We start from the raw sequence: 15,403 nt of genomic DNA, 5'->3' as shown, positions 1-15,403 counted from the left end.
CGCGCCCCCGCCCGCCGTGCCGCCGCTCGCCTCGGCGAAGGCGCGCGCGAGGCGGCCGCTCAGGTCGAAGCCGCCCCAGCCGGGCATGATCGGCGGGTCCACGAGGGTGCCGCTCGCGCTGTCCACGGGCCCGGGCACCGCGAGGCCGATGCCGCAGACGGAGGCGGGCGCGAGGCCCTCGTCCCTGAGAAGCCGCGCGAAGCGGGCGCCGAGTGCGCCGAGGACGGGTTCGGGCCCGTCCGAGAGGAGGAGCGGCCCGCTCGACTCGGCGAGCACGTCCCCCGCGAGGCTGAGGGCGGCGGCCCGGCAGTGCCGCGTCTCCAGGTCCGCCGCGAGGACGATCGCGTGCCGGTCGTCGAACTCCAGGCGGACCGAGGGGCGTCCTCCCTGCGGTGAGGGCGCGCTCGGCGCCGCCTCGCCCTCGCGGAGCCAGCCGGCGCGGAAGAGCCGGTCGAGGCGCTGGCCGACGGTCGCGCGCGAAAGCCCGGTGACGCGCTGGAGGTCCCCGCGCGTCGTCGCGGAGCCCGTCCGTACCAACTGGAGCAGATCGCCCGCGCTCGTCTGCTGAGCCACCTCGCCCTCCCCCCTTGTGTTCACTCGATCCGCATTACACAGTGAGTTCCGCGTGTTAAATAGACGTAACCCTACGGTACCCGGTACCGCGGGCCGGGCCGTCGTGTGCCCGGACTGTCCCAGGAACTCCCCGGGGAGCGCTACGTGGAACCCACCTCCCGAGTCACCAGCCGTCCCAGCCGTATCACGGGCCATGCGGGGCCCGTTGAGCCGCCCCAGCAGGGTGTGCCGGGCCCCGCGACGGCGGCTCCCCCGGGTTCCGCGCCTCCCCCGCACTCCCCCGCGCCGCTCGTCCCCGCGCCCCGGATCGCATCCCGTCCGCGTCCTCGTACGGGTGAACGTACGAGTGAGCTGCGCCACCTGTGGCGCGGCGCCGCCGCCGTGCTCGACGCGAACCGGACGGGTGCCTCGACCGTGCCCTCGCGCTCCCTGTACCCGCACCAGTGGTCCTGGGACTCGGCCTTCATCGCGATCGGCCTGCGGCGGCTGGACGCGGCGCGGGCGCGCCGCGAGATCGAGACCCTGTTCGCGGCGCAGTGGGCGGACGGCCGCGTGCCGCACATCGTCTTCAACCCGGCGGTCCCGCTCGACGCGTACTTCCCGAGCCCGGACTTCTGGCGCTCCTCGCACGCCTCCGCCGCGCCGGCGGCCCCCGAGACCTCGGGCATCGTGCAGCCGCCCGTGCACGCGCTCGCGGTGTGGCTCGTGCACCGCGCGGCGCCCCGCGACCCCGCCTCGCTCGCCTTCCTCGCGCGCATGTACCCGCGGCTCGTGGCCTGGCACCGCTACCTGAGCGGGTCCCGCGACCTGGGCGGCGCGGGACTCGCCGCGCTCGTCCATCCGTGGGAGTCGGGGATGGACAACAGCCCGTGCTGGGACGCGCCGCTCGCGCGCGTCGTCCCGGCCCCGCGCGAGACGTACCGGCGCGCCGACCTCGATCACGGCAGCGCGGCGGACCGGCCGACGGACCTCGACTACGGGCGGTACGTGCGGCTCGCCGCCGCCTACCGGGACAGCGGCTACGCGGACCGGGCCGGGCGGCCCGACGGGGCGCGGTTCGCGGTCGAGGACCCGGGCTTCAACGCACTCCTCATCGCCTCGGAGTACGCGCTCGCGGCGATCGCGGCCGAGCTGGGCGAGGACCCGGGGCCGCGCGCCCGGCGGGCCCGGCAGCTCACGGAGGTGCTCGTCGAGCGGCTGTGGGAGCCGGGGGCGGGGCTGTTCCTGAGCCGCGACCTGGAGGGGAAGGCGGCGGACCCGCCGGAGTACGGGGCCGCCGGGCTGCTCCCGCTGCTGCTGCCCTGGCTTCCCGAGGGCATCGCGGGGGCACTGCGGGCGACCCTGCGCGGGCCGCGCTTCGGGCTCGGGACGCGCAGCCTGCTCGTACCGAGCCACGATCTGACGTCACCCCAGCACGACCCGCGTCGTTACTGGCGTGGGCCCGTCTGGTTCAACGTCAACTGGCTTCTGCTGCGCGGGCTGCGGCAGCACGGGGACGCGGCGGGCGCGGCGGCGCTGCGGGACGCGTTCGTGCGGACGGCGGGTGCGACGGCATTCGCGGAGTACGTCGATCCGGGCACGGGGCGGGGGCTCGGGGCACGGGAGTTCGGCTGGACGGCCGCGCTCTGTCTCGACCTGCTGGCCGAGGAAGGGGTTGGGGAATGAACAGGGAAGACGCCAGGCGGCGGACGCTCGTCCACGGGGCGAGCTTCGCCGCCGTGGACGCGGCGGGGGACATCACGGGGGCGCGGGGCACGGCCCCGGACGGGCTCTTCGTACGGGACGCGCGGCACCTGAGCCGCTGGCAGCTCACCGTGGACGGCCGGGTGCCGCAGGTGCTCGCCCCGGCCGCAGGCAGCGGGACGCTGCGCAGCGTGCTGAGCCCGCACGGCAGCCGCACCGAGCCGCCCGCGTGCACGCTCTTCCGCGAACAGGCCGTCGTGGACGGCTCGTTCGTGGAGACGGTACGAGTCCTGAGCAACCGCCAGGGGCCGCTCAGCCTCCGGCTCGCGCTCACCGTGGACGCGGACTTCAGCGACCAGTTCGAGCTGCGGGCCGACCATCGCACGTACAGCAAACCGGGTGCGGTGCGGGGCAGGGAGCTGACCGAGGACGGGGCGCTGGAGTTCCGCTACCGGCGGGGCGACTGGCAGGCCCGTACCGCCGTGACCGCCGACCCGGCCCCGGACGCCGTCGAGGAGACGGGCACGGGGGCGCGGCGGCTCGTGTGGCAGCTCGACTGCGAGCCGGGCGGCAGCGCCGAAGTGACCTTGCGCGTACGGGCCTTGGGCAACGGCGATCTCGTCCCGCCCGTCGTGCCGGATTCGCCGCGGGAGGCGGCGCGGCTGCTCGCCGAGGAGGCGGCGGACTACGCCGAGGGCGTGGCGCTCACGGCGGGCTGGCCCGAGCTGGGCGCGGCGTGCGCGCGGGGGCTCGCCGATCTCGCGGCGCTGCGGGTCCCGGCGGCGGGCCCTGACGGGGAGCCGCTGCGGGTCCCGGCCGCCGGAGCGCCGTGGTTCCAGACGCTGCTGGGCCGTGACGCGCTCTTCACCTCGCTCTTCCTCCTCCCGTACCGGCCCGAACCGGCCGCGGCGACGCTCGCCGCGCTCGCCGCCGCGCAGGCCACCGAGGAGACCGCGGCGCGCGTCGCGCAGCCGGGGAAGATCGTGCACGAGGTGCGGCACGGGGAACTCGCGCACTTCGGGCAGGTGCCCTTCGGCCGCTACTACGGCTCGGTCGACGCGACGCCGCTCTTCCTCGTCCTGCTCGGCGCGTACACCGAGCGGACCGGGGACAAGGCCCCGGCGCGGCGCCTGGAGAAGCACGCGCGCGCCGCCGTGACCTGGATGCTCGACCACGGCGGGCTCACCTCGCGCGGCTACCTCGTGCACCGCGCGGACGAGGGCGGGCTCGCGCACCAGAACTGGCGTGACACGCCGGGCGCGATCTGCGCGGCCGACGGGACGCGCCCGAGCGGCCCGGTCCTGACGGCGGGCGCGCAGGGGTACGCGTACGACGCGCTGCGCCGCACCGCGCGGCTCTCCCGGCAGGTGTGGGACGACCCGGTGTACGCGGACCTGCTCGACCAGGCGGCGACCGACCTGCGCGACCGTTTCCAGCGCGATTTCTGGATGCCGGAGCACTCCTACCCCGCGCTGGCGCTCGACGAGGACGGGCGCAGGCTCGACGCGCTCGCCTCGGACGCGGGACACCTGCTGTGGTCGGGGCTGCTCGACAAGGAGAGGGGCGAGGCGGTGGGCCGCCGTCTCCTCGCGCCCGACTTCTTCTCGGGCTGGGGCGTACGGACCCTCGCGGCCGGTCAGCCCGCGTACCACCCGCTCGCCTACCACCGCGGCGCGGTCTGGCCGCACGACAACGCCCTCCTCGCCCTCGGCCTCGCCCGCTACGGCCTCCACGACGAGGCCCTGCGCGTCGCCCACGGCCTCACCGAGGCCGCGGCGCACGAGGAGCACCGCCTCCCGGAGGTCCTGGCCGGGTACGAGCGGGCCCGGCACCCGCTGCCGGTGGCGGCCCCGTACGCGTGCGTGCGCGAGTCGCGGTCGGCGGCGACACCGCTGGCGCTGCTGACGGCGGTGAGCGGGGGGTAGGGGGCGCGGGGGGCGGGGAGGGGTGCGGGGCGGGGGGCGGACGTGGGGGCTCGGGCGTACGGCGTGAAAAAGGACGTGCGGTCACGCCTCCGAGGCCCTAGGGTCGCCCCCATGTCCTTCCGCCAGATCTACGGCTGACGCGAGCGGGCCCCCTCCGGCCCCCTCCCCCGCCACGTGCCGCCCGGCCCCGCGCGCCGGTGCGTCGGCACGCGCTGCCCCTGTAGACCCGTAGACCTGAAACGAGTGTGTTCCCATGCCACTTGCCCCTACCCACATCGCCATGGTGTGCGCCCCGCTCGTGAGCCACATGCGGCCGAGCCTGGACGTGGTGCGCGAGCTGGTCGCCCGCGGCCACCGCGTGACGTACGCGACGGCTCCCTCCGTCGCCCACCTCGTCGAGCCGACCGGCGCCGAACTCGTCCCCGTCACCTCGGTGTTGCCGCACGTGGACAACGAGTGGCCCGAGGACCCCATCGGGGCCATGGGCCTCTTCCTGGACGACGGCGTCCAGTCGCTCCCGCAGCTCCGGGCCGCCTACGACCGCGACCCGGCCGACCTGTACCTCTACGACATCGGCGCCTACCACGCCCGCGCGCTCGCCGAGGCGCAGGGCAGGCCGCTCGTGCAGCTCTCGCCCGCGTTCGTCGGGTGGGAGGGGTACGCGGAGGAAGTCGGCGCCCAGATCAAGGCGTTGCCCGGCGCGGACGCGTACCAGGAACGCTTCGCCGCGTGGCTCGCGGAGTGCGGGGCGACGACGCGGGACGTCGATACGTTCATGGGCCCGCCCGCGCGCTCGCTCGCACTCGTGCCGCGCGCCATGCAGCCGCACGCGGACCGTGTGAACACGGACGTGGTGACCTTCGTCGGGCCGTGCTTCGACGCCTCCGAGGAGACGTGGGCGCGTCCCGCCGACGCGGAGCGCGTGCTGCTCGTCTCGCTCGGCTCGGCCTACACGCGGCAGCCCGCCTTCTACCGCGCTTGTATCGAGGCCTTCGGCGAGCTGTCCGGCTGGCACGTGGTCCTCCAGATCGGCAAGTACGTCGACCCGGCCGAACTCGGCCCCGTACCGGACCACTTCGAGGTCAGTTCCTGGGTTCCGCAGCGCGCGGTCCTCGCCGCCGCCGACGCCTTCGTGACCCACGCGGGCATGGGTGGCTGCGGCGAGGCGCTGCTCGCGGGCGTCCCGATGATCGCTGTCCCGCAGGCCGTCGACCAGTTCGCGAACGCGGACCGCCTCGTCGAGCTGGGCATCGCCCACCGCGTCGACACGGCGGACGCGACGCCGGAGCGACTGCGCGCGGCGCTGCTCGACCTGGTCGGCGACCCCGAGGTGGCCCGGCGTTCGGCGCGCCTTCGCGAGGACGCCCTGACGGAGGGCGGGACGTCGCGGGCGGCCGACCTCATCGAGGCGGAGCTGAAGGGGGGCTCGGGGCGCTGAGGGCGGCGGCCCCCCGCCTCAGCTCACCTCCTGGATGCGGATCAGGTTGCCCGCCGGGTCGCGGAAGGCGCAGTCGCGGATGCCGTAGGGCTGCTCGACCGGTTCCTGGACCACCTCGGCGCCCGCCTGCGAGAGCGTGGCGAAGGTGTCGTCGAGGTCCTTCGAGGCGAGGAGAATCCAGCCGTAGGTGCCCTTCGCCATCATCTCGGTGACCGTGCGGCGTTCCTCCTCCGTGATGCCGGGGTCGAGGGCGGGCGGGGCGAGGAGGAGGGAGATGCTGTCCTGGCCCTTCGGGCCGACCGTGAGCCAGCGCATCGTGCCCTGGCCGACGTCGGTGCGCACCTCGAAGCCGAGGATGTCGCGGTAGAAGCGGAGGGACGCCTCCGGGTCGGTGTGCGGGAGGACGGTGGTGTGCAGAGTGAGATCCATGCCCCCGACGCTATGCGGGGCCGGGGCCGGGCGCTTCTCGAATCCTGACCGGTCGGGTGACCTGTTTGGCGAGGCAGGCGGGCACGCCCGGCGCCGCGCCCGGCGCCGCGCCGGGGGCCGTCTCCCGCCCCGGCCCCCCGGCCGCCTCCTCCCCCGCCGCCCCGGCGGCCCGCGCGGCCCGTTCCCGGTAGACGCTCGGCGGCATCCCGACCAGTTCGGTGAACCGGGTGCTGAAGGTGCCGAGCGAGGCGCAGCCGACCGCGAAGCACACCTCGGTGACACCGAGGTCGCCGCGCCGCAGGAGCGCCATCGCGCGCTCGACGCGGCGCGTCATGAGGTACGCGTACGGGGGCTCCCCGTACGCGAGGCGGAACTGCCGGCTCAGGTGCCCGGCCGACATGTGCGCGCCGCGCGCCAGGGCCTCGACGTCGAGCGGGCTCGCGTACTCGCGGTCGATGCGGTCCCGTACGCGCCGCAGGACGGCGAGGTCGCGCAGTCTGCGCGCCTCGGCCCCGCCGTCCCCCGTGCGCGGTGAAGTGGTCATGCGGCCAGCGTGCCACGTACCGCCGACGACGGCCGTTCCCTAGGGGGTGTGCCCTCAGGGCTTGCGGGCCACGAAGCCCCACTGCTCGATGGGCTCGCGGTCGAGCGGCGCCTCCGGCTTCCACAGGTCGATGGAGCCGAAGCCGGGCTCCAGGACCTCCAGGCCCTCGGTGAAGCGCTCCATCTCCTCGCGCGGCCGGGAGCGGTAGGCCATCGCGCCGCCCTCCTCGTAGTCGTCGGACGCCGCCTTGGACTCGGGGGTCTCGATGGTGTCGCACTGGACGAGGTAGCTGCCCGAGGGGAGCGCGTCGAGGTAGGAGCGGAGCAGGGCGTGGGCGGCCTCGCTGTCGGGGACGTGGCCGAGGGTGGAGAGGATGAGGACGGCGACGGGCTGCGTGAGGTCCAGGGTCTTCGCGGCCTCGGCGAGCACGGTGGGGGCGTCGGCGAGGTCGCCGTGCACGTAGTCGGTCGCGCCCTCGGGGCCGCTCGTGAGCAGGGCGCGGGCGTGGGCGAGGACGATCGGGTCGTGGTCGACGTAGACGATCCGCGCGGTGGGCGCGACGGACTGGGCGACCTCGTGCGTCGCGTTGGCGGTGGGCAGGCCCGTGCCGAGGTCGAGGAACTGGCGGATGCCGGCCTCGGCCGCGAGGTGGCGGACGGCCCGGGCCTGGAAGGCGCGCGAGGCCCGGGCTATGTCCCTGATCTGCGGGTACGTCTCGGCCATGTACTGGCCGAGCTTGCGGTCCGCCTCGTAGTTGTCCTTGCCACCGAGCCAGTAGTTCCACATGCGTGCGGAGTGCGGCACGCTCGTGTTGAGTTCCTGCTCAAGGCGCTGCATACGGTCGTCGAGGGGAGAACTCATCGGCGTGCCTTCCTCTGCAACTGGGGTTCGGCGAAATCGCGTTGATCTCGCGTCACCTCATGATCGCATCTGTCCGGGCAGACGCCACGCCCCTGCGGCGACTCCTCGCACCCGGCCGTCCCCGCGGACCCGCCCCCCGGGGTCTCAGCCCCCCGAGGTCTCCGATTCGGCGTCCTCGCCGAGGGCGGCGCAGTCCCAGGGGTCGTCGAGCCAGCCGTCGGGGAGGGCGACCCTGTTGTTGCCCGAGGTGCGCCCGCGCGGCCCCTCGGCCGCCACGGGCCAGGGCTGGTCGAGGTCGAGGCCGTGCAGGCCCTCCTCCAGCTGGGCGAGGGTCGAGATGGTGGCGAGGGCGCGGCGCTTCTCGGAGCCGGCCGAGAAGCCCTTGAGGTACCAGGCGACGTGCTTGCGGAAGTCGATCACGCCGCGCTCCTCGTCCTCCAGCCACTCGCCGAGGAGGGTCGCGTGGCGCAGCATGACGGCGGCGACCTCGCGCAGGCCGGGCGGGGTCGGGCGGGGGGCGCCCTCGAAGGCGGCGACCAGGTCGGCGAAGAGCCAGGGGCGGCCGAGGCAGCCGCGTCCGACGACGACGCCGTCGCAGCCGGTCTCGCGGACCATGCGCAGGGCGTCCTCGGCGGTCCAGATGTCGCCGTTGCCGAGCACGGGCAGTTCGGGGACGTGCTCCTTGAGGCGCGCGATCGCGTCCCAGTCGGCGGTGCCGCCGTAGTGCTGGGCCGTGGTGCGGCCGTGCAGGGCGATCGCGGTGATGCCCTCGTCGACGGCGATGCGGCCCGCGTCGAGCGCGGTGAGGTGGTCGTCGTCGATGCCCTTGCGCATCTTCATCGTGACCGGGAGCCCGTCGGCGCCCGCGACGGCCTCGCGCAGGATCGCGCGCAGCAGGTGCCGCTTGTACGGGAGGGCCGAGCCGCCGCCCTTGCGTGTGACCTTCGGCACGGGGCAGCCGAAGTTGAGGTCGATGTGGTCGGCGAGGTCCTCGTCACGGATCATGCGGGCCGCCTTGCCGACCGTGACCGGGTCGACGCCGTAGAGCTGGATCGAGCGGGGCGTCTCGGTGGGGCCGAACTGGACGAGCCGCATCGTCTTCTCGTTGCGCTCGACGAGGGCGCGGGTCGTGATCATCTCGCTCACGAAGAGGCCCTTGCCACCGCTGAACTCCCGGCACAGGGTGCGGAAGGGCGCGTTGGTGATCCCGGCCATGGGGGCGAGCACGACCGGTGGGGTGACCGGGTGCGGGCCGATGGTCAGGGGCGCGCCCGCCGGGGCGGGGGGCGCGGCGGGTCCGGTGGGCGCGGCGGATGCGGCGGGCGCGGTGGCGAGGGGGACTGCGGAGGACATGCCTCCATTGTCACGTACCGCCGCGCGAGACCAAGCCGGTTGTCCACAGGCCCGGTCATTAGTTAGTAAAGCGTACTAATGACTTACGATACTGCTCATGCCCGAGCTGAGTCACCGGCGGCGCATGGCCGTCCTCGCCATCTGCTGCATGAGCCTTTTCATCGTGTCGTTGGACAACACCGTCCTCAACGTCGCCCTCCCCGACCTGCAAAAAGAGTTCGACGCGAGCGTCTCGGGGCTCCAGTGGACGATCGACGCGTACACGCTCGTCATCGCCTCGCTGCTCATGCTCTCCGGCTCGACGGCGGACCGGGTGGGCCGCCGTCGCGTCTTCCGTATCGGTCTGATCGTCTTCACGGTCGGCTCGGCGCTCTGCTCGGTCGCCCCGAACCTGGGGCTGCTCGTCGTCTTCCGCATGGTGCAGGCGGTCGGCGGCTCGATGCTCAACCCGGTCGCGATGTCGATCATCACGAACACCTTCACGGACCCGCGTGAGCGCGCCCGCGCGATCGGTGTGTGGGGCGGCGTCGTGGGCCTGTCGATGGCGGCCGGGCCGCTCGTCGGCGGGCTGCTCGTCGACTCCGTGGGCTGGCGCTCGATCTTCTGGCTCAACCTCCCGGTCGGCATCGCCGCGCTCATCCTCCTGACGCTGTACGTGCCCGAGTCGCGCGCCCCGCACGGGCGCCGCCCCGACCCCATCGGCCAGGTCCTCGTCATCGTGCTCCTCGCCGCGCTGACGTTCGGCATCATCGAGGCCCCCGACGCGGGCCTCACCTCGCCGCTCGTACTCGGCTGCGCGGCGCTCTTCGTCGTCGCGCTCGTGCTGCTCGTCCGGTACGAGCTGCGCAGGAGCGAACCGCTCATCGACCCGCGCTTCTTCCGCAGCCTGCCGTTCAGCGGTGCGACCGGCATCGCGGTGTGCGGCTTCGCGGGGCTCGGCGGCTTCCTCTTCCTCTCCACGCTCTACCTCCAGAACGTCCGCCACTACAGCGCGCTGCACGCCGGGCTGTGGATGCTCCCGATGGCCGTCGTGACCTTCGTGTGCGCGCCGCTGTCCGGGCGGCTCGTCGGCTCGCGCGGCACCCGGGTGCCGCTGCTCATCGCGGGGCTGGGGATGACCGCGAGCGGTGTCCTCTTCGCGGCCTTCGACGGGCAGACCCACACCGTGACCCTCGTCGTCGCCTTCGTCCTCTTCGGCCTCGGCTTCGGCTTCGTCAACGCGCCCATCACCAACACGGCCGTCTCCGGCATGCCCCGCTCGCAGGCCGGGGTCGCCGCCGCCGTCGCGTCCACGAGCCGCCAGACGGGCTCGGCGCTCGGCGTCGCGCTCCTCGGCGCGATCCTCGCCTCGGGCATCACCCCGCAGCGGTACGAGGCGACCTTCACGGACGCGGCGCGACCGGCGTGGTGGGTCCTCACGGGGTGCGGGGTCGCCGTGCTGGTGCTGGGCCTCGTGTCCTCGGGACGGCGGGCGCAGAGGAGCGCGGTGCGGGCGGCGGCGCGGCTGGAGGAAGCGACGGCGCCGAAGACAAGCGCGCCGGTCGGCTGAGCCGAGACGGCGGAGTACGGGCCGGCCTCCCATCGCACGGGACGGCCTCCCATCGCACGGGCCAACCTCCCTGTGCACAGGGGGACTTCCCCACCACTGGGAGGCCCGTTCGCCGCATGGGCGCGACCCTGCGGACACGGCAGGCTCAAGGCCATGACGAAGACACACACCGCGAAGCCCCGTACGCACCGCCGCGCGACGGCGCTGGTCCTCGCGACGGCCGCCACCGCCCTCGCCCTCCCCGCCGCCGCCCACGCCTCCTCCCCCTCCTCCCCCGCCCTCGACTGGGCGCCCTGCGGGATCGCCCGGCAGGAGTGCGCCACGCTCGTCGTTCCGCTCGACTACTCCCGCCCGCACGGCCCCACCGTCCGCCTCGCCGTCAGCCGCATCCGCGCCGAGGGGGAGAGCCGCGGGACGCTCGCCGTGATCCCCGGCGGGCCCGGGAGCTCCGGGGTGCAGCGGCTCGGGAGCAAGGGGCCCGCGCTCATGGCCGCGACCGGCGGGCGGTACGACCTCGTGAGCTTCGACCCGCGCGGGGTCGGCGGGAGCACGACGGCCAGTTGTGAACTGCCCGAGGCGGACCGGCGGCTCGCGACGCTCCGGTCCTGGCCGGGCGCCGGGGGCGACATCGCGGAGAACGTCGCGCGCTCGCGCCGTACCGCCGAAGCCTGCGGCACGAACGGCGGCGCGACGCTCGCGAGCTTCACGACCGCCAACGAGGTCCGCGACCTCGACCGCTTCCGGACCGCGCTCGGCACCGGGAAACTCTCGGTGTGGGCGACGTCCTACGGCACCTACGTGGCCGCCGTCTACGCGCAGCTCCACCCCGAGCGCACCGCGCGCGTCGTCCTCGACAGCAGCGGCGACCCGGACCCCGCGCGCGTCGAGCGCGGCTGGCTCGCGAACATGGCGCGCGGCGCCGAGGACCGCTTCCCCGACTTCGCCGCCTGGGCGGCGGACCCGGCACGCGGAGCGGAACGGCTCGCCGAGCGGCCCGCTCAGGTCCGTACGCGCGTACTCGCCCTCGCCGCACAGCTCGACGCGCACCCGCGCGCCACCACGACCCCGGACCTCCCCCTCACCGGCGGCATGCTCCTCCAGGCGCTCCAGACCGCGCTCTACGACGACGCCGCCTTCCCGCAGTTCGCCGCGCTCGTACGGGCCGCCGACGACACGGCGGGGGAACCGCTCGTGCTCCCCGCCGCGCTCGCGCAGCCCATGTCGCAGCAGGACGCGGCCATCACGATCGGCGTGATCTGCAACGACGTCGACTGGCCCGGCTCGGTCGCGGACCACGCGCGGGCCGTCGCGAAGGACCGCGCGCGGCACCCGCTCACCGGGGGCATGCCCGTGAACATCACCCCCTGCTCGTACTGGAAGGACGAGCCCGCCGAGCCGCCGACGCGGATCACGGACGAGGGCCCGTCGAACATCCTCATGGTGCAGAACCTCCGCGACCCGGCGACCCCGTACACCGACGCCTTGCGCATGCGCGCGGCGCTGGGGCGCAAGGCGCGGCTCGTGTCCGTAAACAGCGGGGGGCACGGCTCGTACCTGGGCGCGGGCAACGCGTGCGGGAACGAGGCGGTGACGAGGTTCCTGGTGACGGGTGAGCGCCCGGCCCGGGACGTGACCTGCGACTGAGCCTCACGGCACGTGGAACGGCACCTCCGTGATCACGATCTTCGGCAACGGCCGCAGCGCGCGGCGCAGCCGGGCCGCGTCGTGGCTGTGCAGGAGGCGGTGGTGGGGGTGGCGGGGGACGATCTCGGGGAGGACGACCGTGATCGTGAGATCGGGGCGCTGGGCGTGCAGCGTCGCGATGTAGTGGACGAGCGGGGCGATCAGGGCGCGGTACGGGGAGAGCACGACGTGCAGCGGGACGTGGTCGCCCCAGCGGTCCCAGTACGCGCGGAAGCGGTCGGCCTCGTCCTCGCCGGGGCTGATGTGGAGGGCGAGGAGCGGCTGCCCGAGCGAGGCCGCGTAGGCGAGGGCGCGCAGGCCCGAGAGGTCGAGCACGGCGAGGGCGACGACGGTGAGGTGCCGTACCTGCTGCGGCGTCTCCTCCTCCTCGCCCCGGCAGGCGGGCCCCTCATCGCGTACCGCCCCCGCCCCGCCGGCCTCCTCCCCCGCCGCGCCCGTCACCGGCAGCCGCGCGTCCACGTGCGTCACCGCGCCCGGGCGCAGGCGCAGCGCCGCGCGGACCGTCGCGTAGTGCCCGCGTACCCGCGAGGCGAGCACGACGAAGACCGCGATGGCGAGGAGCGCGACCCAGGCGCCTTCGAGGAACTTCGTGAGCGCCGCCGTCACGAGGACGAGCCCGGAGAGCACGCAGCCCGTCGCGTTGAAGAGCAGGTTCTTGCGGCGGTGCGGCTCGGTGCGGCGGCGGTGCCAGTGCGCGACCATGCCCGCCTGCGAGAGCGTGAAGGCGAGGAAGACGCCGACCGCGTAGAGCGGGATGAGCGCGGAGGTCTCGCCGCCGAAGGCGAGGAAGACGAGCGCGGCGGTCGCCGAGAGCGCGGTGATGCCGTTGTTGAAGGCGAGCCGGTCGCCCTGGCGCTGGAAGATGTGCGGGGCATGGTCGTCGCGCGCGAGCAGGTGCAGGACGCGCGGGCAGTCGTTGTACGCGGTGTTCGCGGCCAGCAGCAGCACGGCGGCCGTCGCGGCCTGCGTGTACCCGTAGAGGAAGCCGGGACCGAAGGTCAGCCGCGCCATGTGCGACAGGACCGTCTGGTCGCCGCCCGGCACGACGCCGCTGAAGTGCGCGCTCGCGACGACGCCCGCGAAGAGCGCGATGAGCAGCCCGACCATCCAGGTGAGGGTCGTGCGCGCGTTGCGCCAGCGCACGGGGCGGAAGGCGGGGACGGCGTTGGAGATGGCCTCGATCCCGGTCATCGCCGTCGAACCGGAGGCGAAGGCCCGCATGACGAGGAGGACGCCGACGCCCTCGGTGGCGTGCGGGAGCGTGGGCGGCACGGGCACGAAATCGCGGTGCGCCGCGTCGGTGAGCGTGGAGACGACGAGCGCGACGACGGCGATCAGGAAGGCGTACGTCGGCGCCGCAAAGATCATCCCGGCCTGCCGGACGCCGCGCAGATTGCCGAGCAGGAGCAGCGCGACGGCGGCGAGCCCGAGCGGCACGATCGCGGGGCGCAGCGCGGGCAGCGCGGAGGTGACGGCGGCGACCCCGGCCGAGATGGAGACGGCGACGGTCAGCACGTAGTCGATGAGGAGCCCTCCGGCGGCGAGCAGCCCCGGCATCCGCCCGAGGTTGTCGCTCGCGACGATGTAGGAGCCCCCGCCGTGCGGGTACGCGCGGATCGTCTGCCGGTACGACAGCCCGACGGCGAGCATGAGGAACGCGATCGTCGCCGCGATCGGCAGCGCCCAGTCGAGCCCGGCCGTGCCCGCGAGCACGAGGACGGTGAGCAGCGCCTCCGGCCCGTAGGCGACCGAGGAGAGCGCGTCGGCGGCGAGCACCGGCAGCGCGACGAGCTTGCGCATGCTCTCGTGGGCGAGCGTGGTGCTGCGCAGGGGCGCGCCGAGGAGGAGCCTGCGGACGCGGTGGTGCGGGGCGGCGGCCCCGCCGGGACCGGCCTCGGGGCTCTCGTCGGTACTCGTCTCCTCGCCGTCCCCGCTCGGGGGCGGGGCGAGGGGGCCGATCGGGGCGAGGCGGCCGAAGGGGCCCCGGCCCACCTCGGCGCGCCGGAACTCGCCGAGGTCGGGGTCGACGGGGAGCGCTTCGTACGTCCGCGCGCGGTACGGGGCCAGGCGCGGCCAGCGCCGGCCCAGCTCGGCGAGCACGTCGAGCTGTTCGGGGTCGAGGGGCGGCAGAAGCTCGGACGGGCGCGGGAGACCGGATTCCTCGTCCCCGCCCTGACGTGACGCGTTCACCCGGCACAGTGTGGCGAGCGGAACGGGCGAAAGCGGGCGAAACGCCGCGCGCGTCGCCGTCCGCGTCACGCCGGGGGCGCCTCCGCACCCCTCACGCCACGCGCGCCCCCGCGCACCTCACGCCGCGCACACCTCCGCGTCCCCCGTCCCCCCTCCCGCCTCCCGCGCCGCCTCACGTTCCGCCTCCCGCTCCAGCGCCATCTCCCGCAGCCGCTCCATGCGCCGCCGCGTCTCCGCGTCCGCCGGGGTGTACGTGACGAGGCGGGGGCCGTGCGAGGGGCCGAGCCACAGGTCGGTGTGGACGACGGTGAGCAGGCCGACGCGCCGGTTGCGGAAGTGCTTGGTGCGCGAGGCGGAGTCGACGATCTCCTGCCGCTCCCAGTGCGCGCGGAACTGCGGGTTCCGCATGAGGCGGGCGTGCAGGGCACGGTAGGCGGGCTCGTCGAGGTGGTCGGCCATCGTGGAGCGGAACTTGGCGGCCATGACGCGCAGGGAGCCCTCGCCGTCGGTGAAGGAGTCGCGCCACTCCTCGTTCACGCAGGACAGGACCATGCAGTTGCGGTCCTCGGGGGCGACCGCTTCGAGGTCGCACAGCATGAGCCCGTAGACGCGGTTGTGGGCGAGGATGTCGTACCGGCTGTTCTGCACGCAGGCGGCGAGGGGTTCGAGCTGGTCGAGCATGGCGCGGACCGCGTCGGTGATGACCGGGCAGCGGGTGCCGGGGGCGGGGTCGGTGGCGTGGGCGAGGCCGAAGACGTGGCGGCGCTCGTGCGGGTCGAGGAGGAGGGCGCGGGCGATCGCGTCGAGCACCTGCGCCGAGACCTGGATGTCGCGGGCCTGCTCCAGCCACGTGTACCAGGTGACGCCGACGGCGGCGAGGGCCGCGACCTCCTCGCGGCGCAGCCCGGGGGTACGGCGCCTCGGGCCGCGCGCGAGGCCGACCTGCTCGGGGGTGATCCGCTCGCGGCGGCTGCGCAGGAAGGCGGCGAGTTCGCGGCGCCGCTCGGCGGCGGTGTCCCGCCCGGCGGCGTCGCTCAGCCCGCCGCCGGGACTCCGCCCGGCGTCGTCCGTCACGGCCGCGCGGCCCGTGTTCGTCCTGGTGCTCGTTGCCTCGACCGTCCGCATACCGCAAGGGTGCCGCAGCCGGGGCTGCC

At 74.7% G+C, this 15,403-nt stretch carries 11 protein-coding genes and 1 pseudogene; 5 read left to right on the top strand and 7 right to left on the bottom strand.

Annotated features, from left to right (window positions below; translation table 11 throughout):
* Positions 1-573: pseudogene (locus G3I42_RS01340) on the bottom strand (sugar kinase); the annotation flags it as partial.
* A 360-nt stretch (positions 574-933) separates the two neighbouring features.
* Here G3I42_RS01340 and G3I42_RS01335 point away from each other — a divergent pair.
* The 3 genes from G3I42_RS01335 (at position 934) to G3I42_RS01325 (ending at position 5,619) form a co-directional block, all read left to right on the top strand.
* Positions 934-2,238: a hypothetical protein gene (locus G3I42_RS01335; RefSeq protein WP_203606209.1), complete on the top strand. Its 1,305-nt coding sequence runs from the start codon at positions 934-936 to the stop codon at positions 2,236-2,238.
* Positions 2,235-4,181, top strand: a complete 1,947-nt coding sequence (locus G3I42_RS01330; protein WP_164282013.1) for a glycogen debranching N-terminal domain-containing protein — start codon at positions 2,235-2,237, stop codon at positions 4,179-4,181. Before G3I42_RS01335 ends, G3I42_RS01330 begins: the two co-directional genes overlap by 4 nt.
* A 253-nt stretch (positions 4,182-4,434) precedes the next feature.
* Positions 4,435-5,619 (top strand): macrolide family glycosyltransferase, encoded by a 1,185-nt coding sequence (locus G3I42_RS01325; RefSeq protein ID WP_164282012.1) that lies wholly within the window; start codon positions 4,435-4,437, stop codon positions 5,617-5,619.
* 18 nt (positions 5,620-5,637) lie between these two features.
* On the opposite strand, the gene G3I42_RS01320 is transcribed toward G3I42_RS01325, so the two are convergent.
* The 4 genes from G3I42_RS01320 to dusB form a co-directional block, all read right to left on the bottom strand.
* A complete protein-coding gene (locus G3I42_RS01320) occupies positions 5,638-6,048 on the bottom strand; it encodes a VOC family protein (RefSeq protein ID WP_164282011.1) in 411 nt (136 codons plus the stop codon).
* A 10-nt stretch (positions 6,049-6,058) separates the two neighbouring features.
* Complete coding sequence (locus G3I42_RS01315; RefSeq protein ID WP_164282010.1) at positions 6,059-6,592, bottom strand: helix-turn-helix transcriptional regulator; 534 nt, start codon at positions 6,590-6,592, stop codon at positions 6,059-6,061.
* Positions 6,593-6,646: 54 nt separating this feature from the next.
* The gene (locus G3I42_RS01310; protein WP_164282019.1) at positions 6,647-7,429 is read right to left on the bottom strand and encodes an SAM-dependent methyltransferase; all 783 of its coding nucleotides are present in this window, start codon (positions 7,427-7,429) and stop codon (positions 6,647-6,649) included.
* A 168-nt stretch (positions 7,430-7,597) separates the two neighbouring features.
* The gene (gene dusB, locus G3I42_RS01305; RefSeq protein ID WP_164282009.1) at positions 7,598-8,806 is read right to left on the bottom strand and encodes a tRNA dihydrouridine synthase DusB; all 1,209 of its coding nucleotides are present in this window, start codon (positions 8,804-8,806) and stop codon (positions 7,598-7,600) included.
* A 97-nt stretch (positions 8,807-8,903) separates the two neighbouring features.
* On the opposite strand from dusB, the gene G3I42_RS01300 reads away from it, so the two are divergent.
* Both G3I42_RS01300 and G3I42_RS01295 read left to right on the top strand, forming a co-directional pair.
* Positions 8,904-10,355, top strand: coding sequence for an MFS transporter (locus G3I42_RS01300; protein ID WP_164282008.1), 1,452 nt, complete (start codon positions 8,904-8,906; stop codon positions 10,353-10,355).
* A 153-nt stretch (positions 10,356-10,508) separates the two neighbouring features.
* Positions 10,509-11,999 (top strand): alpha/beta hydrolase, encoded by a 1,491-nt coding sequence (locus tag G3I42_RS01295; protein WP_164282007.1) that lies wholly within the window; start codon positions 10,509-10,511, stop codon positions 11,997-11,999.
* 3 nt (positions 12,000-12,002) lie between these two features.
* On the opposite strand, the gene G3I42_RS01290 is transcribed toward G3I42_RS01295, so the two are convergent.
* Together G3I42_RS01290 and G3I42_RS01285 are read right to left on the bottom strand one after the other, a co-directional pair.
* A complete protein-coding gene (locus G3I42_RS01290) occupies positions 12,003-14,249 on the bottom strand; it encodes an APC family permease (protein ID WP_164282006.1) in 2,247 nt (748 codons plus the stop codon).
* Between the two features lie 117 nt (positions 14,250-14,366).
* Positions 14,367-15,374 (bottom strand): helix-turn-helix transcriptional regulator, encoded by a 1,008-nt coding sequence (locus tag G3I42_RS01285; RefSeq protein WP_239096188.1) that lies wholly within the window; start codon positions 15,372-15,374, stop codon positions 14,367-14,369.
* Between the last annotated feature and the right edge of the window lie 29 nt (positions 15,375-15,403).

The organism is Streptomyces sp. SID11385 (assembly GCF_010548245.1).
GTDB lineage: Bacteria > Actinomycetota > Actinomycetes > Streptomycetales > Streptomycetaceae > Streptomyces.
Note: the sequence above shows the minus strand (reverse complement) of the source record. Positions and strands in the feature narration are given on the sequence as shown.

Excerpts from the sequence above, each read along its gene's own strand:
- dusB (WP_164282009.1), bottom strand. The coding sequence starts at position 8,806 with ATGTCCTCCGCAGTCCCCCTCGCCACCGCGCCCGCCGCATCCGCCGCG.
- G3I42_RS01320 (WP_164282011.1), bottom strand. The coding sequence starts at position 6,048 with ATGGATCTCACTCTGCACACCACCGTCCTCCCGCACACCGACCCGGAG.
- G3I42_RS01315 (WP_164282010.1), bottom strand. The coding sequence starts at position 6,592 with ATGACCACTTCACCGCGCACGGGGGACGGCGGGGCCGAGGCGCGCAGA.
- G3I42_RS01310 (WP_164282019.1), bottom strand. The coding sequence starts at position 7,429 with ATGCAGCGCCTTGAGCAGGAACTCAACACGAGCGTGCCGCACTCCGCA.
- G3I42_RS01325 (WP_164282012.1), top strand. The coding sequence starts at position 4,435 with ATGCCACTTGCCCCTACCCACATCGCCATGGTGTGCGCCCCGCTCGTG.
- G3I42_RS01285 (WP_239096188.1), bottom strand. The coding sequence starts at position 15,374 with ATGCGGACGGTCGAGGCAACGAGCACCAGGACGAACACGGGCCGCGCG.
- G3I42_RS01295 (WP_164282007.1), top strand. The coding sequence starts at position 10,509 with ATGACGAAGACACACACCGCGAAGCCCCGTACGCACCGCCGCGCGACG.
- G3I42_RS01300 (WP_164282008.1), top strand. The coding sequence starts at position 8,904 with ATGCCCGAGCTGAGTCACCGGCGGCGCATGGCCGTCCTCGCCATCTGC.
- G3I42_RS01330 (WP_164282013.1), top strand. The coding sequence starts at position 2,235 with ATGAACAGGGAAGACGCCAGGCGGCGGACGCTCGTCCACGGGGCGAGC.